Below are 24,216 nucleotides of genomic sequence, written 5' to 3'. Positions count from 1 at the left end.
TCAACAGGTCACTGGTGCTGGTGTAACCGCCAGCACCAGATTGTGCTAACTCCGACGGGAGCAAATCCGTGAAAGACTTATTAAAGTTTCTGAAAGCGCAAACTAAAACCGAAGAGTTTGATGCGATCAAAATTGCTCTGGCCTCGCCAGACATGATCCGTTCATGGTCTTTTGGTGAAGTTAAAAAGCCAGAAACCATCAACTACCGTACGTTCAAACCTGAGCGTGACGGCCTTTTCTGCGCCCGTATTTTTGGGCCAGTAAAAGATTACGAGTGCCTGTGCGGTAAGTACAAGCGCCTGAAACACCGCGGTGTGATCTGTGAGAAGTGCGGCGTTGAAGTGACCCAGACTAAAGTGCGCCGTGAGCGTATGGGCCACATCGAGCTGGCCTCTCCGACTGCGCACATCTGGTTCCTGAAATCGCTGCCGTCCCGTATCGGTCTGCTGCTCGATATGCCGCTGCGTGATATCGAACGCGTACTGTACTTTGAATCTTATGTGGTTATCGAAGGCGGTATGACCAATCTGGAACGTCAACAGATCCTGACTGAAGAGCAGTATCTGGACGCGCTGGAAGAGTTCGGTGACGAATTTGACGCGAAGATGGGTGCGGAAGCTATCCAGGCCCTGCTGAAGAGCATGGATCTGGAGCAAGAGTGTGAAACGCTGCGTGAAGAGCTGAACGAAACTAACTCCGAAACCAAGCGTAAGAAGCTGACCAAGCGTATCAAGCTGCTGGAAGCGTTCGTACAGTCTGGCAACAAGCCGGAGTGGATGATCCTGACCGTTCTGCCGGTTCTGCCGCCAGATCTGCGTCCGCTGGTTCCGCTGGATGGTGGTCGTTTCGCAACGTCAGATCTGAACGATCTGTACCGTCGCGTTATCAACCGTAACAACCGTCTGAAACGTCTGCTGGATCTGGCTGCGCCGGACATCATCGTACGCAACGAAAAACGTATGCTCCAGGAAGCGGTTGACGCCCTGCTGGATAACGGTCGTCGCGGTCGTGCGATCACTGGTTCTAACAAACGTCCTCTGAAATCTTTGGCCGACATGATCAAAGGTAAACAGGGTCGCTTCCGTCAGAACCTGCTCGGTAAGCGTGTTGACTACTCCGGTCGTTCTGTTATCACCGTCGGTCCATACCTGCGTCTGCATCAGTGCGGTCTGCCGAAGAAAATGGCGCTGGAGCTGTTCAAACCGTTCATTTACGGCAAGCTGGAACTGCGTGGCCTCGCCACCACTATCAAAGCCGCGAAGAAAATGGTTGAGCGTGAAGAAGCTGTCGTTTGGGATATCCTCGACGAAGTGATCCGCGAACACCCGGTACTGCTGAACCGTGCACCAACACTGCACCGTCTGGGTATCCAGGCATTTGAACCGGTACTGATCGAAGGTAAAGCTATCCAGCTGCACCCGCTGGTGTGTGCGGCCTATAACGCCGACTTCGATGGTGACCAGATGGCTGTTCACGTACCGCTGACGCTGGAAGCCCAGCTCGAAGCGCGTGCGCTGATGATGTCTACCAACAACATTCTGTCTCCGGCGAACGGCGAACCTATCATCGTTCCGTCTCAGGACGTTGTACTGGGTCTCTACTACATGACCCGTGACTGTGTTAACGCCAAAGGCGAAGGCATGGTGCTGACTGGCCCGAAAGAAGCTGAGCGTATTTATCGCGCTGGCCTGGCCTCTCTGCATGCGCGTGTAAAAGTGCGTATCACTGAATACGAAAAAGATGAAAACGGCGAATTCGTTGCGAAAACCAGCCTGAAAGACACGACCGTTGGCCGTGCGATTCTGTGGATGATCGTACCGAAAGGTCTGCCTTTCTCCATCGTCAACCAGGCGCTGGGCAAGAAAGCGATCTCCAAAATGCTGAACACTTGCTACCGTATTCTGGGCCTGAAACCGACCGTTATTTTTGCGGACCAGACGATGTACACCGGCTTTGCTTATGCAGCGCGTTCAGGTGCATCCGTTGGTATCGATGACATGGTCATCCCGGAGAAAAAACACGAGATCATCTCTGAAGCGGAAGCTGAAGTTGCTGAGATCCAGGAGCAGTTCCAGTCTGGTCTGGTAACCGCCGGCGAACGTTACAACAAAGTTATCGATATCTGGGCTGCGGCGAACGATCGTGTATCCAAAGCGATGATGGATAACCTGCAAACTGAAACCGTGATTAACCGTGACGGTGAAGAAGAGCAGCAGGTTTCTTTCAACAGCATCTACATGATGGCCGACTCCGGTGCGCGTGGTTCTGCGGCACAGATTCGTCAGCTGGCAGGTATGCGTGGTCTGATGGCGAAGCCGGATGGCTCCATCATCGAAACGCCGATCACCGCGAACTTCCGTGAAGGTCTGAACGTACTCCAGTACTTCATCTCCACGCACGGTGCGCGTAAAGGTCTGGCGGATACCGCACTGAAAACCGCGAACTCCGGTTATCTGACGCGTCGTCTGGTTGACGTTGCGCAGGATCTGGTTGTGACCGAAGACGATTGCGGCACGCTGGAAGGCATCACCATGACCCCGGTTATCGAGGGTGGTGACGTTAAAGAGCCGCTGCGCGATCGCGTACTGGGTCGTGTGACCGCAGAAGATATTCTGAAGCCGGGTACCGCGGACATTCTGGTTCCACGCAACACGCTGCTGCACGAACAGTGGTGTGACCTGCTGGAAGAGAACTCCGTTGACTCCGTCAAAGTGCGTTCCGTTGTATCCTGTGACACCGACTTTGGTGTTTGTGCGCACTGCTATGGTCGTGACCTGGCGCGTGGCCACATCATCAACAAAGGTGAGGCTATCGGCGTTATCGCGGCACAGTCTATCGGTGAGCCGGGTACACAGCTGACGATGCGTACGTTCCACATCGGTGGTGCGGCATCTCGTGCGGCTGCTGAATCCAGCATCCAGGTGAAAAACAAAGGTAGCATCAAGCTCAGCAACGCGAAGTCGGTTGTGAACTCCAGCGGTAAACTGGTAGTGACCTCCCGTAACACCGAGCTGAAACTGATCGACGAATTCGGTCGTACCAAAGAGAGCTATAAAGTACCTTACGGTGCGGTTATGGCGAAGGGTGATGGCGAGCAGGTTGCTGGCGGCGAGACCGTAGCAAACTGGGATCCGCACACCATGCCGGTTATCACCGAAGTAGCAGGTTTCATTCGTTTCACTGACATGCTTGATGGTCAGACCATCACCCGTCAGACCGACGAACTGACCGGCCTGTCTTCGCTGGTGGTACTGGACTCTGCGGAACGTACCGCAGGTGGTAAAGACCTGCGTCCGGCGCTGAAAATCGTTGATGCTAACGGTAACGATGTTCTGATCCCTGGCACCGACATGCCGGCTCAGTACTTCCTGCCGGGTAAAGCAATTGTGCAGCTGGAAGATGGCGTTCAGATCAGTTCTGGTGACACCCTGGCGCGTATTCCGCAGGAATCCGGCGGTACCAAGGACATCACCGGTGGTCTGCCACGCGTTGCCGACCTGTTCGAAGCTCGTCGTCCGAAAGAGCCAGCTATTCTGGCGGAAATCAGCGGTATCATCTCCTTCGGTAAAGAAACCAAAGGTAAACGTCGTCTGGTTATCACCCCGTTAGATGGTAGCGATCCGTACGAAGAGATGATCCCGAAATGGCGTCAGCTCAACGTGTTTGAAGGTGAACGTGTAGAACGTGGTGACGTGGTTTCCGACGGTCCGGAAGCGCCGCACGACATCCTGCGTCTTCGTGGCGTACACGCGGTAACGCGTTACATCACCAACGAAGTACAGGACGTTTACCGTCTGCAAGGCGTTAAGATTAACGATAAGCACATTGAAGTTATCGTTCGTCAGATGCTGCGTAAAGCGACCATCGAAAATGCCGGTAGCTCCGACTTCCTGGAAGGCGAGCAGGTAGAATACTCCCGCGTCAAGATTGCCAACCGCGATCTGGAAGCGAATGGCAAAATCGCAGCAACCTATGCTCGCGATCTGCTGGGTATCACCAAAGCGTCTCTGGCAACCGAATCGTTCATCTCTGCCGCATCGTTCCAGGAGACCACGCGTGTCCTGACCGAAGCAGCCGTTGCGGGCAAACGCGACGAACTGCGTGGCCTGAAAGAGAACGTTATCGTGGGTCGTCTGATCCCGGCGGGTACCGGTTATGCGTACCACCAGGATCGTATGCGCCGTCGCGCAGCGGGCGAACTGCCAGCTGCACCGCAGGTGACTGCGGAAGATGCGTCTGCCAGCCTGGCAGAACTGCTGAACGCAGGTCTGGGCGGTTCTGACAACGAGTAATCGTTAAAGCCCGGCGGGTTTTTGCCTGCCGGGCCTGATGATTGCAGATTGTGGAAGCGTAGCGTTATTCGATAACAAAAAACCCGCCTCGGCGGGTTTTTTTACATCTGTTGATTACGTCGTTAATTCACCAGCGGCAAACGACGGTACAATTCAATCATATCGCCCGCCAGATCCTGAATCACCATGGCGTTCATCAGGTGATCCTGAGAGTGGACGGTGATCAGATTGACCGGCAGTTTGCCAGCCCCTTCATCAATACCGATAAGCTGCGTCTGGATTTTATGCGCATGCTTAACGTATTCACGGGATTCTTCCATCGCCTGCTCTGCGCCGGTAAAGTCGCCTTTACGCGCCAGCTGTAGCGCCGTCAATGCCTGGCTACGTGCCGCGCCAGCGTTCACCAACAGCTCCATAATGATCGTTTCTAAATCTTCCACAACATTACTCCATTAGCTTGAGGGCTTTCTCAAGTACGACATCACCTTTCATCATGCCGTAATCCATCATATCGATAACCGCGACTTTTTTGCCCAGCGGATCGGCCTGTGCCTGTAATTTTGCCTGCTCGTATTTCACCTGTGGCCCCAGCAAAACGATATCAGCATCGGCAATATTGTCATTAAATTCAGCGACTGGCACAGCCTTGATCGACACCTCGACCCCTTTCTTCTGAGCTGCATCCTTCATACGTTGAACCAACATGCTGGTGGACATACCGGCAGCGCAGCATAAAACGATGTTCTTCATAACTAGCCCTCAATGTTCCTTGGTCCTTAATCATTATCCTTTGAAGGAACGGCAGACAACGTTTTTGCGCTGAATGTGTGTAAGGCATCACAAAGAAATCATCAAAAAACTGAAACCGGTTACATTTTGTCATTGAATCGGCGCGTACTGATACGATCGGCGACCTGAAGCGTGTCGGGGAGCAGGTCATCTTCAAATGTGCCTCCAGTCACAAAACACGTTTAATCCTTACTGTTCATCTCCTCAGCCATTGACACAAAAAGCAGCTGTAAATATTATCGCGGCATGGTGGTATATACCACTTGGCCAATGCAAGGACAGTGAGAATGATATGAACAAGTTCACTGAAGTGATGGAAAGAAATTTATTGCCACTGGCAATGAAAATTGAAAGCAACGATTATCTTTCTGCGATCAAGGATGGTTTTATCAGGATTATGCCGTTCCTGATTATTGGCTCCTTCTTTTTACTGATCGCCAACCTGCCTTTCCCTGGATACAACGATTTTATCATTGGTTTTTTTGGCGATAAATTCATTAGTCAGCTTAATTATATTCTTGATGCGACCTATTCAATCATGGCGCTGTTGGTGGTTGTCAGCATCAGTATCAGTATGGCGAAACGCTGGCAACTCAATGAAATATCGTGTGCACTTATTTCGCTGGTCTGCTTTATGATTATTACCCCTTTTAAACTGCCGCAGGAGCAGGGTGGGGCGATCAGCGATGTGATCCCGGTTTTTGCTTTAGGTGCCCAGGGGTTATTCCTGTCAATTATTGTAACGCTCATCGCGGTCAGACTTTATCGTCTGTGCAGCCATCCCCGCCTGATGATTACCATGCCGGATAGCGTGCCCCCGGCGGTAGCGAATAGCTTCAGTTCACTCATTCCTTCATTATTAATCGTGCTGTTTTTCTGGTTAATACGTCTGCTGTTTGAATACACGACCTATGGCACCGTGCAAGAGATGATTTTCACGGTCCTGCAAGCGCCAATGATGAAGCTGGGCAACACGCTGCCTTCACAGATGATCGCTGAATTTTTTATCAGCTTCTTTTGGTTCTTTGGTCTGCATGGCGACTCTATCGTCACCGCGATCATGGGGCCGGTCTGGCGTTCGTTGACCCTGGAAAATTTGCAGGCGATGAAAACCGGTTTAGCGCCTGTGAATATCATTACGCAACAGTTCCGCGACGTGTTCCTGATTTGCGGCGGCACCGGCTTTACGCTGGCCATGCTACTGGTGATGTTGTTCCGCGCCAAAAGTAAGCGCATGCGTGAAATTGCAAAACTAGCAACACCGGCTGCCATTTTTAATATTAACGAACCCATTATTTTCGGCGTACCCATTGCACTTAACCCGCTACTGCTTATTCCTTTTATTATCGTGCCAGTCGTGCTTTGCGTGATTACCTATAGTGCGATGGCAAGCGGTTTTCTGCCGTTAACCTCCGGGCTGGAAATCCCCTGGACAACGCCGATTTTTATTAGTGGCTTTCTGATCTGTGGCTGGAAAGGGATGTTATTCCAGGCGATAAACCTCATCGTGGCGATGACGATTTATTATCCCTTTGTGATGACACTGGATCGGCAATATTTGCGCGATGAAGTTAGCCTGAAAACAGAAATGACAGATGAATTATCCGAACAAAATATTACAAGGACCGCATAATGAATAAGAAACTTAAGATAGTCACTATCGGCGGCGGTAGCTCTTATACCCCAGAAATCATAGAAGGTTTTATTCAGCGATATCATGAGTTACCGATTGGCGAGATCTGGCTGGTAGACGTGGAGGCCGGTCGGGAGAAGCTCGAAATCGTCGGCAATCTGGCAAAACGAATGGTGGAAGCGGCGGGCATCGACTGCCAGATCCATCTTACGCTTGACCGTCGTGCAGCGCTGAAGGATGCCGACTTTGTGACGACGCAGCTACGGGTAGGGCAGCTGGATGCGCGTATCAAAGACGAACGTATTCCGCTTTCTCACGGCCTGATTGGCCAGGAGACCAACGGTGCGGGCGGGCTGGCAAAAGCGCTGCGCACTATCCCGGTGATCCTGGATATTTGCCGCGATATGGAGGCGCTATGCCCGGATGCGTGGCTTATCAACTTTACTAATCCAAGCGGCATTGTGACGGAAGCGGTCATCAAGCATAGCCGGATTAAATGCGTCGGCCTGTGTAACCTTTCGCAATCCATGCAGCGGATGGTGGCGGAGATCCTCGGCGTAGATAAATCCCGCTTCCTGTTGCAACTGGTAGGGTTGAACCACTTCTTATACGGTACGCATGTCTATATGGACGGTAAAGATGTGATGCCGGAGGTGCTGAAAAACCTGAAGTATGACAGCGAGCATAAGCCGAAAAATATCCCCGACATCCCCTGGCTACAGGAGCAAATTCAGCATCTGGGCGTCATTCCCTGCCCGTATCACCAGTATTACTACACCACCAGCGACGTGCTGGAAAAACAGCTGCATGAGTATGCCGAACACGGCACGCGCGGCGAAGTGGTGAAAGCCGTCGAGCATGAATTGTTTGAGCTGTATAAAAATCCCGACCTGCATGAAAAGCCAAAACAGCTTGAGCAGCGCGGCGGGGCCTATTACTCCGAAGCCGCCTGCGAGCTGATCAGCGCTATCTACAACGACAAGAATTTGTTGATGACGGTGAACGTACGCAATAACGGCGCGATCCGCTCGTTACCGGATAACGTGGCGATTGAAACCACCTGCGTGATTGGTCGCTACGGTGCGATTCCGTTAAACAACGATCCGCTGCCGTCCACCGTCTCCGGCCTGGTGTCTGTAATGAAATCCTGGGAAGAGATGGCGGTTGAGGCAGCCGTTACCGGCAGCTACGGCGCGGCGTTGCAGGCGCTTACGCTCAACCCGCTGGTGCCGTCGGGCAAAGTCGCGAAGGTTGTGCTGGACGAACTGCTGGAAGCCCATCGCGACTATCTGCCGCAGTTTTTCAGGGCGTAAGCACTTTATGGCTGCGCATGCGGAACAGGTCGCCACGGTTATAACTCCAGGAGTAGTTAAACACCGTGCCGTCGGCCAGCCACGTGCGCTCCTTAATATGCAGCATCGGAGAGTTAACCGGGACGCTCAGCAGTTTCGCCATTTCCGCATCAAACAGGCTGGCGGCTACTTCGGAATCCGTGCCGCCTATTTTTTGCTGGCAGGCTTTTTCGATAAAAGTGTACAGGGAGTGGTGCTGTAACGTGTCGTCGTCAATCGTGGCGACGATCGCCAGCGGGATATAGCTGTCTTCGACCAGGGCCGGGACGCCATCGAAGAGACGCACACGGCGAATGGCATGAACCGGTTCATCCGGTGATACGCCGAACTGGCTGGCGAGATGTGTCCCCGCTGGCTGCTGAACATGATAAATCAGCTGGCTGGTGATGGTCGCCTTCTCGCTCAGCTCCTGGGTGACGCCCAGCGCGCTGTTTTTCCCTTCCGGGTTAAGCAGGTAAACCGGGGGAGCGAAGGTCCGGCAAACAAACGTGCCTTTGCCAACGATTTTTTTCACCAGGCCTTCCTGTTGCATATGGGCAATGGCTTTCTGAACCGTAGCGCGCGTTACCTGATACGTTTCCGCCAGCTCGCGCTCAGAAGGAATGAGCGCGCCGACGGGATACTTCTGGTTTTGAATATCACGCCTGAGCGTGTCGCGGATCAGAATATAGACTGGCTTCATGGCGGTCCCGGAGAGATTCATTAAAAGACTGGCGTCGGAATGCGATGGCACCACGTTCGCCAGACGTAAGGATAACAAAATCTGGAAAATCATTATGCTGAATCATAACGAAAGCTGGTGGCAGGAAAAAGGCGCGGCGTTAACCGCTGCGGCAATAGTGAATCAGCCGCGTCTGTGGCAGGAAGGGCTGGCCCTGGTAAACGCGCAGCGCGAGGACATCAACACCTTCTGGAAACAGTGCGATGCTGAAAGCCGCATTATCATTACCGGCGCGGGATCGTCCCTGCTGGCGGCGCAGGCCAGCATTAACTGGTTACGCAACGTATTAGCCCGCCAGGTGGAAGTGATCCCGGCGACGGATCTGGTGCTGGCACCGGAAATCGCCTGCGGAAATCTCATCCTGGTATCAGTCAGTAGCTCCGGCAATACGCCGGAAACCGTTAAGGTCGTGGAGCGGCAGCTGGCGGCGCATCCGGGCACGCCGCATATTGCTATTACCAATAACGCGCAGAGCCGCCTGGCACAGCTGGCCAGCGAACAGGCGAACGGACTGTTTGTTGCCGTGCCGGAAGGCACCTCTAACGGCAGCTTTGCGGCTACCTCCGAGTTTACCGTGCCCATGTGGTATATCATGCTGCTACTGGCACCGGAGCGCTGGCCGGAGCTGGAGCGTGTGCTGCCTGTGCTTCAGCGTGGCGCAGCGTACTTCCTCGACAACTACGCCGCAGATATTGAGCAATGGGCCGCAGAACCGCGTGACAATATGGTGGCCGTAGGCGCGCTCTCTCTGAAAGCCATCGCCTGCGAAACCAGTCTCAAACTGCTGGAGATGGGCAACGGGCGCATCATGACCGCCTGGCATTCGATGCTGGAATTCCGCCACGGGCCGAAGCTGACCGTCAATCGCGATGCGACCGTGGTGGGTTATATCGCTGCGCGTCCTGAGATCCGCCGCTACGATCTGGACATGATGAGCGAGCTAACCCGCGAGCGCAGCGCCGAGGCGCAGATTATCGGTATTGGTCATGAAGCGCTGTCTGACAACCATGACGTCTGCGATCGTTACTACCATTTTGCCAGTCCGGAACTGGCCCAGCTCCATGAGTCATTTTCCGCCATGCTCTACGTTCTGTTTGCTCAGCTGGCGGGTCTGTACCGGGCCATCGCACTCGGCGTCACTCCGGATAATCCTTCACGCGACGGTAAAGTAGCGAAAGTCGCAAAAGTCACCGTTTACTGAGCGTGAGGCAGGGCGGTGAGAGGAAAGCATTCCGCCCTGGTCAGCTTCCTTTGCTGACGGAGAGAGCATAAAGCGTCGGGGAATGGGTTTCCACTTCCCGACGCGCGCTTTGCGAGGCGTTACGGACGCTTTTTCATCTTCCGACACTGGCTTGCGCGATTATTGCGAGACGCGTCCCAGAAAGTTGTCCCAGTCCTTCCAGACCGGTTGCAGGCCACGTGCGGCGAGGGCATCGGCCACTTCCTGCGGGCGGCGTCCGTCGTGCGGTGAAAACTGCTCCAGTTCAGGGTGGTCATCGGCATAGCCGCCAGGCTGCGTTTTGGAGAACGCGCTGACATTATTTATCGCCAGCGGCACCACCCGATCGCGAAACCACGGCGATTCACGGGTTGACAGCGACAGCTCAATTTCCGGTGCCAGCAGGCGAAATGCACAGATGGTTTGTACCAGCTGACGCTCATCCATAATCGAGGCAGGCTCAATGCCGCCAGCGCAGGGACGCAGACGCGGGAAGGAGATGGAAAAGCGGCTTTGCCAGTAGTGCTTTTGTAGCCACAGCAAATGTTCCGCCACCATATAGCAATCCACACGCCAGCTGTCAGACAGGCCAATCAGCGCGCCAAGGCCGATCTTGTCGATCCCCGCCCGTCCGAGACGATCCGGCGTTTCCAGCCGCCAGAAGAAATCCTGCTTTTTGCCTTTCAGGTGGTGCCGGGCGTATTCGGCCTCATGGTACGTTTCCTGATAGACCATCACACCGTCCAGGCCAAGCGTTTTCAGTTCGGCATACTCTTCCTGCGCCAGCGGCTGTACTTCCATTTGCAGCGAAGCGAAACGGCGGCGAATCGCAGGCAGATGACGGCGAAAGTAATCTATGCCGACCTTACCCTGATGTTCACCGGTGACCAGCAGCAAATGTTCAAATCCCATTTCCCGGATGGCATCGCATTCGCGGGCGATCTCCGCCTCATCCAGCGTTTTACGCTTGATGCGGTTGCTCATTGAGAAGCCGCAGTAGGTGCAGTCGTTGGCGCACAGGTTGGAGAGGTAGAGCGGGACATAAAAGCTGACCGTGTTGCCGAAGCGCTGGCGGGTCAGGCGCTGTGCCCGCTGCGCCAGCGACTCCAGATAGTTGCTGGCGGCAGGTGAGAGCAGAGCCATCATATCGTCGCGCGTCGGGTGCGTCGCGTTAAGCGCCCGTTCCACATCGGCAGGCGTTTTGGCATTGATGCGCAGGCGAAGGTCATCCCAGTCCAGCGTGTGCCAGTGGTCGGTAAAGGTTTTCATGCGCTGGCCTCCAGAAAGCCGGTTAGCGGGCTGGTGGCAACGGCCTGGCTGCTGCGCGCGCCCGGCACCGCCTGACGCGCGAGAACACCTGCTTCGACGGCCAGCCGGAACGCGTTCGCCATCATCACCGGATCGTCGGCCACCGCAATCGCCGTATTAACCAGTACGGCATCAGCGCCCATCTCCAGCGCCTGTGCCGCATGGCTGGGGGCACCGATACCGGCATCCACCACTACCGGCACCGTTGCCTGCTCGATAATAATCTCCAGCATGGCGCGGGTTTCCAGCCCCTGATTCGAGCCAATCGGCGCACCGAGCGGCATAACGGCGGCGCAGCCGACCTCTTCCAGACGTTTGCACAGCACCGGATCGGCCCCGCAGTAGGGCAGTACAACAAAACCCTGCTTCACCAGCGCGTCGGCGGCTTTCAGGGTTTCGATAGGGTCCGGCAGCAGCCAGCGGGCGTCAGGATGGATTTCAAGCTTCAGCCAGCGAGTACCCAGCGCCTCGCGGGCCAGCTGCGCGGCGAATATCGCTTCTTCCGCCGTCTTCGCGCCGGAGGTATTGGGTAGCAGTGTGACACCCGCTTCCAGCAACGGTGCCAGGATCGCATCGTTCTGCTGGCGTAAATCAACGCGTTTCATCGCCAGCGTCACCAGCTGGCTGCCCGAGGCGCGAATGGCTTCTACCATCAGTTGTGAGGAGGCGAATTTACCGGTTCCGGTAAAAAGATGGGAATCAAAGGTTTTATCAGCAATACGTAGCATGTCAGCCTCCGGCGATAACCTGAAAAAGCAGGATCTGGTCGCCTTCCTGCACGATCTGTTGCTCCCACTGCTCGCGCGGCAGGATCTGTTGATTAAGCGCCAGCGCCGCGCCCGGTTTGAGTTGATGAAGCCTGTCGAGCAGAGCGGCGATGGTAAGATCGTCCGCGCACTGCATCGGTTCGTCGTTAAACAGGATCTGCATGACGACCTCCGCACACCGGGCAGCCGCTGGCGCGGCGCAGGGTCAGGCTGCGCCAGCTGTTCGCTCTGGCGTCAAAGAGCCGCAGTTCGCCTTGGCGGCTACGGATGCCGCTGAGTAACTTAATGGCTTCCAGCGCCTGTAGCGACCCCATCACCCCAACCACCGGACCCACCACGCCCGCGGTGCGGCAGTTACGCTCAGGCTCCTGCTCATCGGGCCATAGACAGCGATAGCAGCCGTAGGTCCACGGCGGCGTCAGCACCATCAGTTGACCCCCAAAGCCGACGGCGCTGGCGGTAATGAGCGGCGTGCTATTTTTGACGCAGGCCGCGTTAATGGCCTGACGGGTTGCCATATTATCCGTACAGTCGAGCACCACATCGGCCTGCGCTACCGCGTGGTTGAGCGCGTCGCCGGTGAGCCGTTGTTCCAGGGCTACCAGTTCGATATCCGGATTAAGCCGCGACAGACGCTGTTGCGTCACCTGTGCTTTCGGACGGGCGATATCGTCGGTAGTAAAGGCGATCTGGCGTTGCAGGTTACTCAGATGAACCTCGTCATCGTCCGCCAGTACCAGTGTACCGACGCCCGCGCCCGCCAGATAAAGCGCGGCAGGCGCGCCTAAGCCGCCAAGCCCGACAATCAGTACCCGGCTGTCGAGCAATTTTTGCTGGCCGTCAATGGCAATATCCTCCAGCAAAATTTGTCGGCTGTAGCGCATAAAATCACGATCGTTCATCGCCCACCCCCGCAAGATGAAGTAACTGCGCCGTGGCCGCCCGCCAGTCCGCCGCCTGGGTAATGGCGCTTACCACGGCAATACTGCCCACGCCGGTTGCCAGCACGTCCGGAGCGCGTTCAAGACTGATGCCGCCGATGGCGACGGTCGGGTAATCCGCAAGCCGCTGAACATGGCGGGCAAGCTGGTCCAGCCCCTGCGGCGCGGAAGGCATCTGTTTGGTTTGGGTGGGGAAAACGTGACCGAGAGCGATATAGGAAGGCCGTGCCGCCAGCGCGATATCGATTTCCATATTATCGTGGGTGGAGACGCCGAGACGTAACCCGGCAGTCTGAATGGCTTTCAGGTCGGTGGTTTCTAAATCCTCCTGACCCAGATGTGCGCCGTAAGCGCTGTGTTTAATCGCCAGCCGCCAGTAGTCGTTGATGAACAATCGTGCATCATAGCGGCGTCCCAGCTCAATAGCCGCCACGACGTCAGCTTCGACCTCTTCATCCTGTTTATCTTTAATACGCAGTTGCAGCGTGCGCACGCCCGCATCCAGCAGGCGGGCGATCCACGCCACGCTATCGACGACCGGGTACAGCCCCAGACGGAAGGGGACCGGGGGGAAATCAGGCTGATAACTCATACTTCCTCCTGGCGCAGGTAGATCTCGCCGCCTTTAGCCCGAAAGCTACTGGACATGTCCGCCATGCCGGATTCCACTTCCTGCTTCGCCGCGAAATCGCGCACTTCCTGGCTAATTTTCATCGAGCAGAATTTCGGCCCGCACATGGAGCAGAAGTGTGCCACTTTGCCGGATTCCTGCGGCAGGGTTTCATCGTGATACGCGCGGGCGGTGAACGGATCGAGCGCCAGGTTGAACTGATCTTCCCAGCGGAACTCGAAGCGTGCCTTCGACATGGCGTTATCGCGAATTTGTGCGCCCGGATGGCCCTTCGCCAGGTCGGCGGCGTGAGCGGCGATTTTGTAGGTAATCAGCCCCTGTTTGACATCTTCTTTGTTCGGCAGACCGAGGTGCTCTTTCGGCGTGACGTAGCAGAGCATCGCACAGCCAAACCAGCCGATCATCGCCGCGCCGATGCCTGAAGTGAAGTGGTCGTAACCCGGCGCGATATCGGTAGTCAACGGCCCCAGCGTATAGAACGGCGCTTCGTGGCAGTGCTCCAGTTCTTCGGTCATGTTGCGGCGGATCATCTGCATCGGCACGTGGCCGGGGCCTTCGATCATCACCTGTACGTCATACTCCCAGGCGATTTTGGTCAGCTCGCCCAGCGTATGCAGTTCAGCGAACTGGGCTTCGTCATTGGCATCCTGAATAGATCCGGGACGCAGGCCGTCGCCGAGGGAGAGCGAGACGTCGTAAGCGGCGCAGATTTCGCAGATCTCACGGAAGCGTTCGTAGAGGAAGTTTTCTTTGTGATGGGAGAGGCACCATTTCGCCATAATCGAGCCGCCGCGCGAGACAATTCCCGTCAGACGCCTGGCGGTCATCGGCACATAGCGCAGCAGCACGCCCGCGTGAATGGTAAAGTAGTCCACGCCCTGTTCCGCCTGTTCCAGCAGCGTATCGCGGAAGGCTTCCCAGGTCAGATCTTCAGCGATCCCATTCACTTTCTCCAGCGCCTGATAGATCGGCACCGTGCCGATGGGCACCGGACTATTGCGCAGGATCCATTCGCGGGTCTCGTGAATATAGCGTCCGGTGGAGAGATCCATCACCGTGTCCGCCCCCCAGCGGGTCGACCACACCAGCTTTTCCACCTCTTCTTCAATGGAGGAGGTGACCGCCGAGTTGCCGATATTGGCGTTCACCTTGACCAGAAAGTTGCGGCCAATGATCATCGGTTCCGACTCAGGGTGGTTAATATTGGCGGGAATAATGGCGCGCCCGGCGGCAACTTCATCACGCACAAACTCCGGGGTAATATTTTCCGGCAGGCGTGCGCCAAAACCCTGGCCCGGATGCTGCTGGCGCAGCACTTCACTGCGGATGCGCTCGCGGCCCATGTTTTCCCGGATGGCGATAAATTCCATCTCCGGCGTCACGATGCCATTACGCGCATAGTGCAGCTGCGTCACGCGCTTCCCGCTTTTCGCCCGCTTCGGCGTCAGCAGGCCGGTAAAACGCAGGTCGTCCAGTCCATCATCCGCCAGACGTTCTTTGGTATACGCTGAGCTGCGCTCAGGCAACGCTTCGTTGTCGTTGCGCGCGTCGATCCACGGTTGTCGAAGCTTCGCCAGACCCTGCTGGACGTTGATTTTGACCGCAGGATCGCCATACGGACCGGACGTGTCATACACCGGCACCGCGTCGTTGTCTTCAAACTGAGGATTTTCTTTACTGCCGCCGATAAGCGTCGGACTCAGCTGGATCTCGCGCATCGGAATGCGGATATTCGGTTGAGAACCAGTGATGTAGATGCGTTTTGAGTTCGGGAAGGCGGTGCCTTCGAGAGTGTCGATAAAGCGTTGTGCGTGCTCGCGTTGTTCGCGGTGGGTCATTTTAGGTTCAGACATAGCTCATTCCAAAAGTAAGGACGTGGCTTGTCAGACGACGGATGGAGTAATGGATGAACGTGCCCGTAACGGCAGGTCAAAAGCAGAATTACTCTTGTTCCCTTCGCAGGTATTAGCCTGATCAGGTTCCGCGGATCCCGAATTAACGGTCTCAGCCTGTGCTTTCACACAAGGCACTCCGACAAGATGTAACCCCTCCGCAGAGGGGCAATGTGAATAAATTACGCGCTAATCGTTAAGAACTCAAGCCGGGCGCGCAACGTTAGCTTCGTCATTGGCGCTATCTTTGAGATTGTTTTCAAAAGCAAGCTGAATCAAATTGTCTTCCAGCGTAAAGCGTGCGGCCAGCGACTCGCCGATACCGGAAAGCGCCTGCTGGAATTCGAGATAATTATCATGGTCGATGGCATTTTCCAGGCTGGAATCGTAATAAGCCATAATATCCTGAGTATTGGCTTCCAGCAGCGGATAAAGTTTAGTCGCGGCGATAAGTGGACTTGCCCCTTCCATTTCACTGGTAATGCGTTCATAAATACTGAAATGACCGGCAGAAAGGTACTCAACCAGGCTATGGCAAAAGTTATCAAGGGCTTTTTCGTCAAGCTGGGTAACTGATTCTTTACCCGGCTTGAGGCCAACAAGATTGTAGTAAGCCACCAGCAGCTGCTTGCGCACCTGTAGCCAGCGATCGACGAGCTCATTACTTCCTCCAACGCGCTCTGTCAGTCTTTCCAGGTGGTTTAGCATAAATGACCCCGTAAAATGTAGATTAGAAAAATTGTTCACTAAAAATGTAAAAATAATGTTATCAACATGCCAGTGAAACTAAGGTTGTGCAAGTGATTATGGTCCGTATTATTGAGAAGTCCGATCGTGGCTGGTGGATCGTCAGCCATGAACAAAAATTATGGCTGCCCGCTGGGGAATTACCACATGGCGAGGCGGTAAATTTTGATCTTGTGGGGCAGAGCGCACTCCACATCGGCGAATGGGAAGGCGAACCGGTCTGGTTAGTGCAGCAACAGCGTCACCGGGAGATGGGATCGGTGCGCCAGGTCATTACCCAGGATGCCGGATTATTCCAGCTCGCCGGGCGTGGCGTTCAGCTAGCCGAATTCTATCGCTCACATAAATTCTGCGGCTACTGCGGCCATACCATGCATCCAAGCAAGACCGAGTGGGCGATGCTCTGTAGCCACTGTCGTGAACGTTACTACCCGCAAATTGCGCCGTGCATTATCGTCGCCATCCGCCGCGGCGATTCGATCCTGCTGGCACAGCACACCCGTCACCGTAACGGTGTATATACCGTACTGGCAGGCTTCACTGAAGTCGGCGAGACCCTTGAGCAGACGGTAGCTCGTGAAGTGATGGAAGAGAGCGGGATTACGGTAAAAAATCTGCGCTATGTCACCTCCCAGCCGTGGCCGTTCCCCCAGTCGCTGATGACCGCGTTTATGGCGGAGTACGACAGCGGCGAGATTGTCATCGACCCGAAAGAGCTGCTGGATGCGGGCTGGTATCGCTACGACAACCTGCCGCTGTTACCGGAAGCAGGTACCGTGGCACGACGACTGATTGAAGATACTGTTGCCTTGTGTCGGGCAGAGGACGCGTAATTTCCTATATACTGTCGGGCATAACGTAAAAGGAAATCATGATGACCGAATTGAAGAACGATCGTTACCTGCGCGCGCTACAGCGTCAGCCTGTGGATGTCACCCCTGTCTGGATGATGAGACAGGCCGGGCGCTACTTGCCGGAATACAAAGCGACGCGCGCCCAAGCGGGCGATTTCATGTCGCTGTGCAAAAACGCCGAACTGGCCTGTGAAGTCACATTGCAGCCGCTGCGTCGTTATGCGCTGGATGCGGCGATCCTCTTCTCTGACATCCTGACCATCCCTGATGCGATGGGGCTGGGCCTCTACTTTGAAGCCGGAGAAGGTCCGCGCTTTACCTCCCCGATTACCTGCAAAGCGGACGTCGATAAACTGCCGGTTCCCGATCCGGAACTGGAGCTGGGCTATGTGATGAACGCCGTGCGCACCATTCGCCGCGAGCTGAAAGGCGAAGTCCCGTTAATTGGCTTCTCCGGCAGCCCGTGGACGCTGGCGACCTATATGGTGGAAGGCGGCAGCAGCAAAGCCTTTACCGTCATCAAAAAGATGATGTATGCCGAGCCGCAAACCCTGCATACGCTGCTGGATAAGCTGGCGAAAAGTGTGACGCTCTATCTGAACGCGCAAATTCGTGCGGGCGCGCAGTCAGTGATGATTTTTGATACCTGGGGCGGCGTGCTGACCGGGCGCGATTATCAGCAATTCTCGCTCTACTACATGCATAAAATCGTTGATGGCCTGCTGCGTGAAAACGACGGCCGTCGCGTGCCGGTGACATTATTCACCAAGGGCGGCGGTCAGTGGCTGGAAGCTATCGCGGAGACCGGCTGCGACGCGCTGGGCCTCGACTGGACCACCGATATTGCCGACGCGCGTCGACGGGTCGGCGATAAAGTCGCGCTACAGGGTAATATGGATCCGTCAATGCTTTATGCCGCGCCTGAACGCATCGAAGAGGAAGTGGCGACTATACTTGCAGGTTTCGGCCAGGGTGAAGGCCACGTCTTCAACCTTGGTCACGGCATCCATCAGGATGTCCCACCGGAACATGCAGGCGTATTTGTCGAGGCGGTTCATCGTCTCTCTGCGCCTTACCATCTGTAAGGAGTTGTTATGGATCTTGCATCGCTACGCGCTCAACAATTTGAACTGGCTTCATCAGTGATCCGCGAGGATCGCCTGGACAGAGATCCGCCTCAGCTGATCGCCGGGGCGGATGTCGGATTCGAGCAGGGTGGCGAAGTAACGCGGGCAGCGATGGTGTTGTTGAAATATCCCTCGCTGGAACTGGTCGAGCACCAGATCGCGCGCATCCCTACCACCATGCCGTACATTCCCGGTTTTCTCTCGTTTCGCGAGTATCCCGCGCTGATGGCGGCGTGGGAGATGCTGTCGCAGAAGCCCGACCTGCTGTTTGTCGACGGTCACGGCATTTCGCATCCGCGCCGTCTGGGCGTTGCCAGCCACTTTGGCCTGCTGGTAGACGTGCCGACCATTGGCGTGGCGAAAAAGCGGCTGTGCGGCAAATTTGAGCCGCTCTCCGACGAACCGGGCGCGCTGGCTCCGCTGATGGACAAAGGCGAGCAGCTTGCCTGGGTGTGGCGCAGTAAGACGCGCTGCAACCCATTGTTTGTGGCCACCGGCCACCGGGTTAGCACGGATACCGCCCTGGCGTGGGTACAGCGCTGTATGAAGGGCTACCGCCTGCCGGAGCCAACCCGTTGGGCAGATGCCGTCGCGTCACGGCGCACCGCCTTTGTGCGATGGCAGGAAATTAACGGCTGATTCAGGTAAACTGCGGCTAATTTCCGAATTTGAGATCTCATCATGCTACAAAACCCGATCCATCTGCGGCTGGAGAAGCTGGAAAGCTGGCAGCACACCACCTTTATGGCCTGTCTGTGCGAGCGTATGTACCCTAACTACGCCATGTTCTGCCAGCAAACCGAGTTTGCCGACCCGCAGCTTTACCGCCGTATTGTCGACCTCATCTGGGAAACGCTGACGGTAAAAGATGCGAAGGTGAATTTCGACAGCCAACTGGAGAAGCTGGAAGAGGCGATCCCGTCGGCAGACGACTTTGACCTTTACGGTGTCTATCCGGCGATTGATGCCTGTGTTGCCCTGAGCGAACTCATTCATTCCCGTCTGAGCGGTGAAACGCTGGAACATGCCATTGAGGTCAGCAAGGCCTCAATCACTACCGTTGCGATGCTGGAAATGTCTCAGGCCGGTCGGGAAATGACCGATGAAGAGTTGAGAGTGAACCCGGCAGTGGAACAGGAATGGGACATTCAGTGGGAGATTTTCCGCCTTCTGGCCGACTGCGAAGAGCGCGACATTGAGCTGATAAAAGGGCTGCGTGCGGACCTGCGAGAGGCGGGTGAGAGCAATATCGGTATAAATTTGCAGCAATGAGACAATAAAACGTGATTTAACGCCTGATTTGTCATGCCTGGAGGCTTCCCATTAGCCCCCCGTCTGGTCTACATTTGGAGGGCGAAAAAAAGTGGCTATCGGTGCGTGTATGCAGGAGAGTGCTTTTCAGGCATTTCCATCGCACTCGATGCTTAGCAAGCGATAAACACATTGTAAGGATAACTTATGAACAAGACTCAACTGATTGATGTAATTGCGGACAAGGCTGATCTGTCTAAGGCACAGGCAAAATCTGCTCTGGAATCCACCCTGGCTGCTATTACTGAGTCTCTGAAAGAAGGTGATGCTGTACAACTGGTTGGTTTCGGTACCTTTAAGGTAAACCACCGCGCTGAGCGTACTGGCCGCAACCCGCAGACCGGTAACGAGATCAAAATTGCCGCAGCTAACGTGCCGGCGTTTGTCTCTGGTAAAGCTCTGAAAGACGCAGTTAAGTAATATTGCGTGACAGCGAACAGTTTTAACGAAGGGGCGTTCTCGCCCCTTTTGTCTGTCTGGCGTCGGGTCCTGACGCTGGCAGGCGTGCTGTTGCTGTCGGCCTGCGGTCATCATTCGTCCCTGCCTCCGTTCACCGCCAGCGGCTACGCTGACGACCGGGGCGCGGTGCGAATATGGCGCAAAGATATCGACGGGGAGGTGCATCTCCTTTCCGTATTCAGCCCGTGGCGCAGTGGGACGACGTCTACCAGCGAGTATCGCTGGCAGGGCGATACCCTGGCGCTGATTGAACTCAATCTGTATGACACGCCTGCCGAACATATTCGGGTCCGCTTTGACGATCGCGGTGAACTCAGCTTTATGCAGCATGAAGTGAATGGCGAGAAACAGCAGCTCTCCAGTGACCGCATTGAGCTGTATCGCTACCGCGCTCAGCAAATTCGCCAGACCAGCGATGCGCTGCGTCAGGGGCGCGTCATGCTGTATCAGGGGCGCTGGCATCAGAACCACACCATTACCACCTGCGCGGGCGAGACGATTAAGCCAGACTTTGACGCGCGGGCGCTACGCCATATTGAGCGCCGCCAGAGCCATTCATCCGTTGACGTGAGCGTGGCGTGGCTGGAAGCACCGGAAGGCTCTCAGCTACTGCTGGTGGCAAATGAAGACTTCTGCACGTGGCAGCCGAAAGAAGATGAGTTCTGAGCTAAAGGACAGGTAAACGTAGCTGAAAAGCTCCCCGCCGGACGGAGGAGGGGAGCCTGGAAGAGTATTATTGCTGTTCGCGAGCAATCGCCCGATAGCCAATATCCTGACGGCTAAAACTGCCGTCCCAGTGGATATCCGCCATCAGCTTGTACGCTTGTTTCTGGGCTTCGGCGACGGTATGGCCCAGCGCCGTGACGCACAGCACGCGCCCACCGCTGGTCAGAACCTGATCGTTATCCGCAAGCTTCGTTCCGGCATGGAAGACTTTGCCGTCGGCCACTTCTTCCAGCGGCAGACCGTGGATCACATCGCCGGTGCGATAATCACCCGGATAGCCACCCGCCGCGATCACCACGCCCAGCGAAGCGCGTTCATCCCACTCTGAGGTTTTCTCGTCCAGATTGCCTTCGCAGGCTGCAAGGCAGAGTTCCACCAGATCGGACTTCATACGCAGCATGATGGGCTGGGTTTCCGGATCGCCAAAGCGACAGTTAAATTCGATAACTTTCGGGTTGCCCTGCTTGTCGATCATCAGCCCGGCGTAGAGGAAGCCGGTGTAGGTATTGCCTTCCGCCGCCATGCCTTTCACCGTTGGCCAGATGATCCGTTCCATGGTGCGCTGGTAAACGTCGCTGGTCACCACCGGCGCGGGAGAGTAGGCTCCCATGCCGCCAGTATTGGGACCAGTATCGCCATCGCCCACGCGCTTGTGATCCTGGCTGGTGGCCATCGGCAACACGTGCTCGCCGTCAACCATCACGATGAAGCTGGCCTCTTCGCCATCAAGGAACTCTTCGATCACGATCCGGTGGCCGGCGTCGCCAAACGCGTTGCCTGCCAGCATGTCGTGAACGGCGGCTTCCGCTTCTTCAAGCGTCATTGCAACGATAACGCCTTTCCCTGCCGCCAGACCGTCAGCTTTAATCACGATCGGCGCGCCTTTTTCACGCAGGTACGCCAGCGCAGGCTCAATGTCGGTGAAGTTCTGATATTCCGCCGTCGGGATAGCATGACGGGCGAGGAAATCCTTGGTAAAGGCTTTGGAGCCTTCCAGTTGGGCGGCACCCTCGGTTGGGCCAAAGATCTTCAGACCGGCGGCGCGGAAGGCGTCGACTACGCCGATCACCAGCGGCGCTTCCGGGCCGACGATGGTCAGATCAATTTTCTCGTTTTGCGCGAAATTCAGCAGTTCAGGAATATCCGTCGCGCTGACGGCGACATTTTGCAGCACTGGCTCAAGCGCCGTGCCCGCATTGCCCGGCGCAACGAATACGGTTTCAACCAGCGGCGACTGCGCTGCTTTCCACGCCAGCGCGTGCTCGCGTCCGCCGTTACCAATTACTAATACTTTCATCGTCTGCTCCGTGGATTAATGGCGGAAATGGCGCATATCGGTAAAGATCATCGCTATGCCGTGTTCATCGGCGGCGGCAATCACCTCTTCATCACGGATAGAGCCGCCAGGCTGGATCACGCAACTTACGCCTACGGCCGCCGCGGCATCAATACCATCGCGGAACGGGAAGAAGGCATCAGAGGCCATGGCGGAACCTTTCACCTCCAGACCTTCATCGGCGGCTTTAATTCCGGCGATTTTCGCAGAGTAGACGCGGCTCATCTGGCCTGCGCCGATGCCGATGGTCATCTTCTCTTTAGCGTAAACAATGGCATTGGATTTAACGAACTTCGCCACCTTCCAGCAGAACAGCGCATCGCGCAGCTCTTGTTCGGTCGGCTGGCGTTTGGTGACTACGCGCAGTTCGCCTTCGCTCACCATACCCAGATCGCGATCCTGAACCAGTAAACCGCCGTTAACACGTTTGAAATCCAGGCCTGGCACACGCTCCGCCCACTGACCGCAGGTCAAGACGCGCACGTTTTGTTTGGCGGCGGTGATTTTCAGCGCCTCGTCGGTAGCCGAAGGGGCAATGATCACTTCCACAAACTGACGGGAGATGATGGCCTGCGCCGTGTCGGCATCCAGCTCGCGGTTGAACGCGATGATGCCGCCGAACGCCGAGGTCGGGTCGGTTTTGTACGCGCGATCGTAAGCATCCAGAATAGAGGTGCTGACCGCCACGCCGCACGGGTTGGCGTGCTTAACGATGACACAGGCAGGCTCGTTGAATTCTTTGACGCACTCCAGCGCCGCGTCGGTATCAGCAATATTGTTATAGGAGAGTGCCTTACCCTGCACCTGCTGCGCGGTCGCCACGGAGGCCTCTTTGACACTCTCTTCTATATAGAAGGCAGCCTGCTGATGGCTATTCTCGCCGTAGCGCATATCCTGCTTCTTAATGAAGTTCAGATTCAGGGTGCGCGGGAAACGGCCTGATGCTTCTTTGCTGTCGCCATGATAGGCCGGAACCATGCTGCCGAAGTAATTGGCAATCATACTGTCGTAGGCGGCAGTGTGTTCGAAGGCTTTGATAGCGAGGTCGAAACGGGTATCAAGGGTTAATGAACCCTCATTACTGTCCATCTCATGAATAATGGCCTCGTAGTCGCTGCTCTTCACCACGATAGTGACATCTTTATGGTTCTTGGCAGCGGAGCGCACCATGGTCGGGCCGCCGATATCAATATTCTCTACGGCGTCTTCCAGTGAACACCCTTCACGAGCAACGGTCTCGGCAAACGGATAAAGGTTAACGACCACCATATCAATAGGCGCGATCCCGTGTTTTTCCATAATGCCATCATCCTGACCGCGACGGCCAAGGATACCGCCGTGTACTTTTGGATGCAGGGTCTTTACGCGTCCATCCATCATTTCCGGGAAACCGGTGTAATCGGAAACTTCAGTCACCGGCAGACCTTTCTCTGCTAACAGCCGGGCGGTACCCCCTGTAGACAGTAGCTCCACACCGCGTGCGGAAAGTGCCTGGGCGAATTCGACGATACCGGCTTTATCAGAAACACTGAGCAGAGCGCGGCGGACTGGACGACGTTGTTGCATGGTAAATCCCCTGGATTTGCAAATTACAGAGAGCGTTAGGTGAATTTTCTCGTAAAAACTCAGCTAACGCCCCAGGCGGGGCATCCTTCATTTTGCGCGAGCATTGTAACGAAAACGTTTGCGCAACGCTCGCGAATTTTCGTCCTTTTAACGATCTGTGGATAATTCTGTGTGTAAATGGGTATAACCAGGGGTTTTGCTGTGGAATGCAGCAGTCAGTCATTTTTGTGTAATTTAGGGGTTGCGGGCGCTCGAGAACTCCCTATAATGCGCCTCCATCGACACGGCGGATGTGAATCACTTCACACAAACAGCCGGTCCGGTTGAAGAGAAAAATCCTGAAATTCGGGGTTGACTCTGAAAGAGGAAAGCGTAATATACGCCACCTCGCGACGGTGAGCTGTAAGCCGCGTCGCAACTGCTCTTTAACAATTTATCAGACAATCTGTGTGGGCACTCGAAGATACGGATTCTTAAATGCCGAAAGGCAAAAATGAATACCAAGTCTCAAGAGTGAACACGTAATTCATTACGAAGTTTAATTC

22 protein-coding genes and 1 riboswitch are annotated in these 24,216 nt (G+C 55.5%); of the genes, 10 read left to right on the top strand and 12 right to left on the bottom strand.

Annotated features, from left to right (window positions below; translation table 11 throughout):
• Positions 1–68: 68 nt before the first annotated feature.
• The gene (rpoC, locus tag INT84_RS14230; RefSeq protein ID WP_176916992.1) at positions 69–4,292 is read left to right on the top strand and encodes a DNA-directed RNA polymerase subunit beta'; all 4,224 of its coding nucleotides are present in this window, start codon (positions 69–71) and stop codon (positions 4,290–4,292) included.
• A 122-nt stretch (positions 4,293–4,414) separates the two neighbouring features.
• Here rpoC and INT84_RS14225 read toward each other — a convergent pair whose 3' ends face one another.
• Positions 4,415–4,732 carry a PTS lactose/cellobiose transporter subunit IIA gene (locus tag INT84_RS14225; RefSeq protein WP_194207312.1) on the bottom strand — a complete coding sequence of 106 codons (318 nt, stop codon included), beginning with the start codon at positions 4,730–4,732 and terminating at the stop codon, positions 4,415–4,417.
• 4 nt (positions 4,733–4,736) lie between these two features.
• A complete protein-coding gene (locus tag INT84_RS14220) occupies positions 4,737–5,042 on the bottom strand; it encodes a PTS sugar transporter subunit IIB (protein ID WP_049842128.1) in 306 nt (101 codons plus the stop codon).
• Between the two features lie 331 nt (positions 5,043–5,373).
• Here INT84_RS14220 and INT84_RS14215 point away from each other — a divergent pair, with 331 nt between their 5' ends.
• Both INT84_RS14215 and INT84_RS14210 read left to right on the top strand, forming a co-directional pair.
• Positions 5,374–6,714, top strand: coding sequence for a PTS sugar transporter subunit IIC (locus INT84_RS14215; RefSeq protein WP_194207311.1), 1,341 nt, complete (start codon positions 5,374–5,376; stop codon positions 6,712–6,714).
• Positions 6,714–8,027, top strand: coding sequence for a 6-phospho-beta-glucosidase (locus INT84_RS14210; protein WP_194207310.1), 1,314 nt, complete (start codon positions 6,714–6,716; stop codon positions 8,025–8,027). Before INT84_RS14215 ends, INT84_RS14210 begins: the two co-directional genes overlap by 1 nt.
• Here the strand turns inward: INT84_RS14210 and INT84_RS14205 are convergent.
• A complete protein-coding gene (locus INT84_RS14205; protein ID WP_194207309.1) occupies positions 8,017–8,841 on the bottom strand; it encodes a GntR family transcriptional regulator in 825 nt (274 codons plus the stop codon). The two genes, INT84_RS14210 and INT84_RS14205, sit on opposite strands and share 11 nt — an antisense overlap.
• A 1-nt stretch (position 8,842) precedes the next feature.
• On the opposite strand from INT84_RS14205, the gene INT84_RS14200 reads away from it, so the two are divergent.
• On the top strand, positions 8,843–9,988 hold the full coding sequence (locus tag INT84_RS14200) for an SIS domain-containing protein (RefSeq protein WP_194207308.1): 1,146 nt from the start codon (positions 8,843–8,845) through the stop codon (positions 9,986–9,988).
• A 159-nt stretch (positions 9,989–10,147) separates the two neighbouring features.
• Here the strand turns inward: INT84_RS14200 and thiH are convergent, their stop codons facing one another.
• The 7 genes from thiH to rsd form a co-directional block, all read right to left on the bottom strand.
• Positions 10,148–11,275, bottom strand: coding sequence for a 2-iminoacetate synthase ThiH (gene thiH, locus INT84_RS14195; RefSeq protein WP_194207307.1), 1,128 nt, complete (start codon positions 11,273–11,275; stop codon positions 10,148–10,150).
• The gene (gene thiG / locus INT84_RS14190) at positions 11,272–12,042 is read right to left on the bottom strand and encodes a thiazole synthase (protein WP_194207306.1); all 771 of its coding nucleotides are present in this window, start codon (positions 12,040–12,042) and stop codon (positions 11,272–11,274) included. Before thiG ends, thiH begins: the two co-directional genes overlap by 4 nt.
• Position 12,043: 1 nt before the next feature.
• Positions 12,044–12,244, bottom strand: coding sequence for a sulfur carrier protein ThiS (thiS, locus tag INT84_RS14185; protein ID WP_194207305.1), 201 nt, complete (start codon positions 12,242–12,244; stop codon positions 12,044–12,046).
• Positions 12,228–12,983, bottom strand: a complete 756-nt coding sequence (thiF, locus tag INT84_RS14180) for a thiazole biosynthesis adenylyltransferase ThiF (RefSeq protein WP_194207304.1) — start codon at positions 12,981–12,983, stop codon at positions 12,228–12,230. Before thiF ends, thiS begins: the two co-directional genes overlap by 17 nt.
• Positions 12,970–13,614: a thiamine phosphate synthase gene (thiE, locus tag INT84_RS14175; protein ID WP_194207303.1), complete on the bottom strand. Its 645-nt coding sequence runs from the start codon at positions 13,612–13,614 to the stop codon at positions 12,970–12,972. The genes thiF and thiE overlap by 14 nt, the downstream gene beginning before the upstream one ends.
• Positions 13,611–15,506 (bottom strand): phosphomethylpyrimidine synthase ThiC, encoded by a 1,896-nt coding sequence (thiC, locus tag INT84_RS14170; protein WP_194207302.1) that lies wholly within the window; start codon positions 15,504–15,506, stop codon positions 13,611–13,613. The genes thiE and thiC overlap by 4 nt, the downstream gene beginning before the upstream one ends.
• 81 nt (positions 15,507–15,587) lie before the next feature.
• Positions 15,588–15,697: riboswitch (TPP riboswitch) on the bottom strand.
• 52 nt (positions 15,698–15,749) lie between these two features.
• Positions 15,750–16,253 (bottom strand): sigma D regulator, encoded by a 504-nt coding sequence (rsd, locus tag INT84_RS14165; protein ID WP_176916981.1) that lies wholly within the window; start codon positions 16,251–16,253, stop codon positions 15,750–15,752.
• 98 nt (positions 16,254–16,351) lie between these two features.
• Here rsd and nudC point away from each other — a divergent pair, with 98 nt between their 5' ends.
• The 6 genes from nudC to INT84_RS14135 all read left to right on the top strand — a co-directional run bounded on the left by nudC (position 16,352) and on the right by INT84_RS14135 (position 20,709).
• Positions 16,352–17,125, top strand: coding sequence for an NAD(+) diphosphatase (gene nudC, locus INT84_RS14160; protein WP_176916995.1), 774 nt, complete (start codon positions 16,352–16,354; stop codon positions 17,123–17,125).
• A gap of 41 nt (positions 17,126–17,166) precedes the next feature.
• Complete coding sequence (gene hemE, locus INT84_RS14155; RefSeq protein WP_194207709.1) at positions 17,167–18,231, top strand: uroporphyrinogen decarboxylase; 1,065 nt, start codon at positions 17,167–17,169, stop codon at positions 18,229–18,231.
• 9 nt (positions 18,232–18,240) lie between these two features.
• Positions 18,241–18,912, top strand: a complete 672-nt coding sequence (gene nfi, locus INT84_RS14150; protein WP_176916980.1) for a deoxyribonuclease V — start codon at positions 18,241–18,243, stop codon at positions 18,910–18,912.
• Between the two features lie 42 nt (positions 18,913–18,954).
• Positions 18,955–19,545, top strand: coding sequence for a YjaG family protein (locus INT84_RS14145; RefSeq protein WP_176916979.1), 591 nt, complete (start codon positions 18,955–18,957; stop codon positions 19,543–19,545).
• 186 nt (positions 19,546–19,731) lie between these two features.
• Positions 19,732–20,004, top strand: a complete 273-nt coding sequence (gene hupA / locus INT84_RS14140) for a nucleoid-associated protein HU-alpha (protein ID WP_159762011.1) — start codon at positions 19,732–19,734, stop codon at positions 20,002–20,004.
• 6 nt (positions 20,005–20,010) lie between these two features.
• Positions 20,011–20,709: a DUF1481 domain-containing protein gene (locus INT84_RS14135; RefSeq protein WP_194207301.1), complete on the top strand. Its 699-nt coding sequence runs from the start codon at positions 20,011–20,013 to the stop codon at positions 20,707–20,709.
• A gap of 67 nt (positions 20,710–20,776) precedes the next feature.
• On the opposite strand, the gene purD is transcribed toward INT84_RS14135, so the two are convergent.
• Both purD and purH read right to left on the bottom strand, forming a co-directional pair.
• Complete coding sequence (gene purD, locus INT84_RS14130) at positions 20,777–22,066, bottom strand: phosphoribosylamine--glycine ligase (RefSeq protein ID WP_194207300.1); 1,290 nt, start codon at positions 22,064–22,066, stop codon at positions 20,777–20,779.
• A gap of 15 nt (positions 22,067–22,081) precedes the next feature.
• Positions 22,082–23,671, bottom strand: a complete 1,590-nt coding sequence (gene purH, locus INT84_RS14125; protein ID WP_194207299.1) for a bifunctional phosphoribosylaminoimidazolecarboxamide formyltransferase/IMP cyclohydrolase — start codon at positions 23,669–23,671, stop codon at positions 22,082–22,084.
• Positions 23,672–24,216 lie beyond the last annotated feature (545 nt).

This window comes from Superficieibacter sp. 1612_C1 (genome assembly GCF_015234305.1).
Lineage (GTDB): Bacteria > Pseudomonadota > Gammaproteobacteria > Enterobacterales > Enterobacteriaceae > Superficieibacter.
Note: the sequence above shows the minus strand (reverse complement) of the source record. Positions and strands in the feature narration are given on the sequence as shown.

What these genes read in the sequence shown, in the direction of transcription:
- purH (WP_194207299.1), bottom strand. Translation starts at nt 23,671, where the DNA reads ATGCAACAACGTCGTCCAGTCCGCCGCGCTCTGCTCAGTGTTTCTGAT.
- thiS (WP_194207305.1), bottom strand. Translation starts at nt 12,244, where the DNA reads ATGCAGATCCTGTTTAACGACGAACCGATGCAGTGCGCGGACGATCTT.
- rsd (WP_176916981.1), bottom strand. Translation starts at nt 16,253, where the DNA reads ATGCTAAACCACCTGGAAAGACTGACAGAGCGCGTTGGAGGAAGTAAT.
- thiG (WP_194207306.1), bottom strand. Translation starts at nt 12,042, where the DNA reads ATGCTACGTATTGCTGATAAAACCTTTGATTCCCATCTTTTTACCGGA.
- hupA (WP_159762011.1), top strand. Translation starts at nt 19,732, where the DNA reads ATGAACAAGACTCAACTGATTGATGTAATTGCGGACAAGGCTGATCTG.
- purD (WP_194207300.1), bottom strand. Translation starts at nt 22,066, where the DNA reads ATGAAAGTATTAGTAATTGGTAACGGCGGACGCGAGCACGCGCTGGCG.
- INT84_RS14215 (WP_194207311.1), top strand. Translation starts at nt 5,374, where the DNA reads ATGAACAAGTTCACTGAAGTGATGGAAAGAAATTTATTGCCACTGGCA.
- thiF (WP_194207304.1), bottom strand. Translation starts at nt 12,983, where the DNA reads ATGAACGATCGTGATTTTATGCGCTACAGCCGACAAATTTTGCTGGAG.
- INT84_RS14220 (WP_049842128.1), bottom strand. Translation starts at nt 5,042, where the DNA reads ATGAAGAACATCGTTTTATGCTGCGCTGCCGGTATGTCCACCAGCATG.
- thiE (WP_194207303.1), bottom strand. Translation starts at nt 13,614, where the DNA reads ATGAGTTATCAGCCTGATTTCCCCCCGGTCCCCTTCCGTCTGGGGCTG.
- nfi (WP_176916980.1), top strand. Translation starts at nt 18,241, where the DNA reads ATGGATCTTGCATCGCTACGCGCTCAACAATTTGAACTGGCTTCATCA.
- thiH (WP_194207307.1), bottom strand. Translation starts at nt 11,275, where the DNA reads ATGAAAACCTTTACCGACCACTGGCACACGCTGGACTGGGATGACCTT.
- hemE (WP_194207709.1), top strand. Translation starts at nt 17,167, where the DNA reads ATGACCGAATTGAAGAACGATCGTTACCTGCGCGCGCTACAGCGTCAG.
- INT84_RS14145 (WP_176916979.1), top strand. Translation starts at nt 18,955, where the DNA reads ATGCTACAAAACCCGATCCATCTGCGGCTGGAGAAGCTGGAAAGCTGG.
- INT84_RS14200 (WP_194207308.1), top strand. Translation starts at nt 8,843, where the DNA reads ATGCTGAATCATAACGAAAGCTGGTGGCAGGAAAAAGGCGCGGCGTTA.
- thiC (WP_194207302.1), bottom strand. Translation starts at nt 15,506, where the DNA reads ATGTCTGAACCTAAAATGACCCACCGCGAACAACGCGAGCACGCACAA.
- nudC (WP_176916995.1), top strand. Translation starts at nt 16,352, where the DNA reads ATGGTCCGTATTATTGAGAAGTCCGATCGTGGCTGGTGGATCGTCAGC.
- INT84_RS14205 (WP_194207309.1), bottom strand. Translation starts at nt 8,841, where the DNA reads ATGATTTTCCAGATTTTGTTATCCTTACGTCTGGCGAACGTGGTGCCA.
- INT84_RS14210 (WP_194207310.1), top strand. Translation starts at nt 6,714, where the DNA reads ATGAATAAGAAACTTAAGATAGTCACTATCGGCGGCGGTAGCTCTTAT.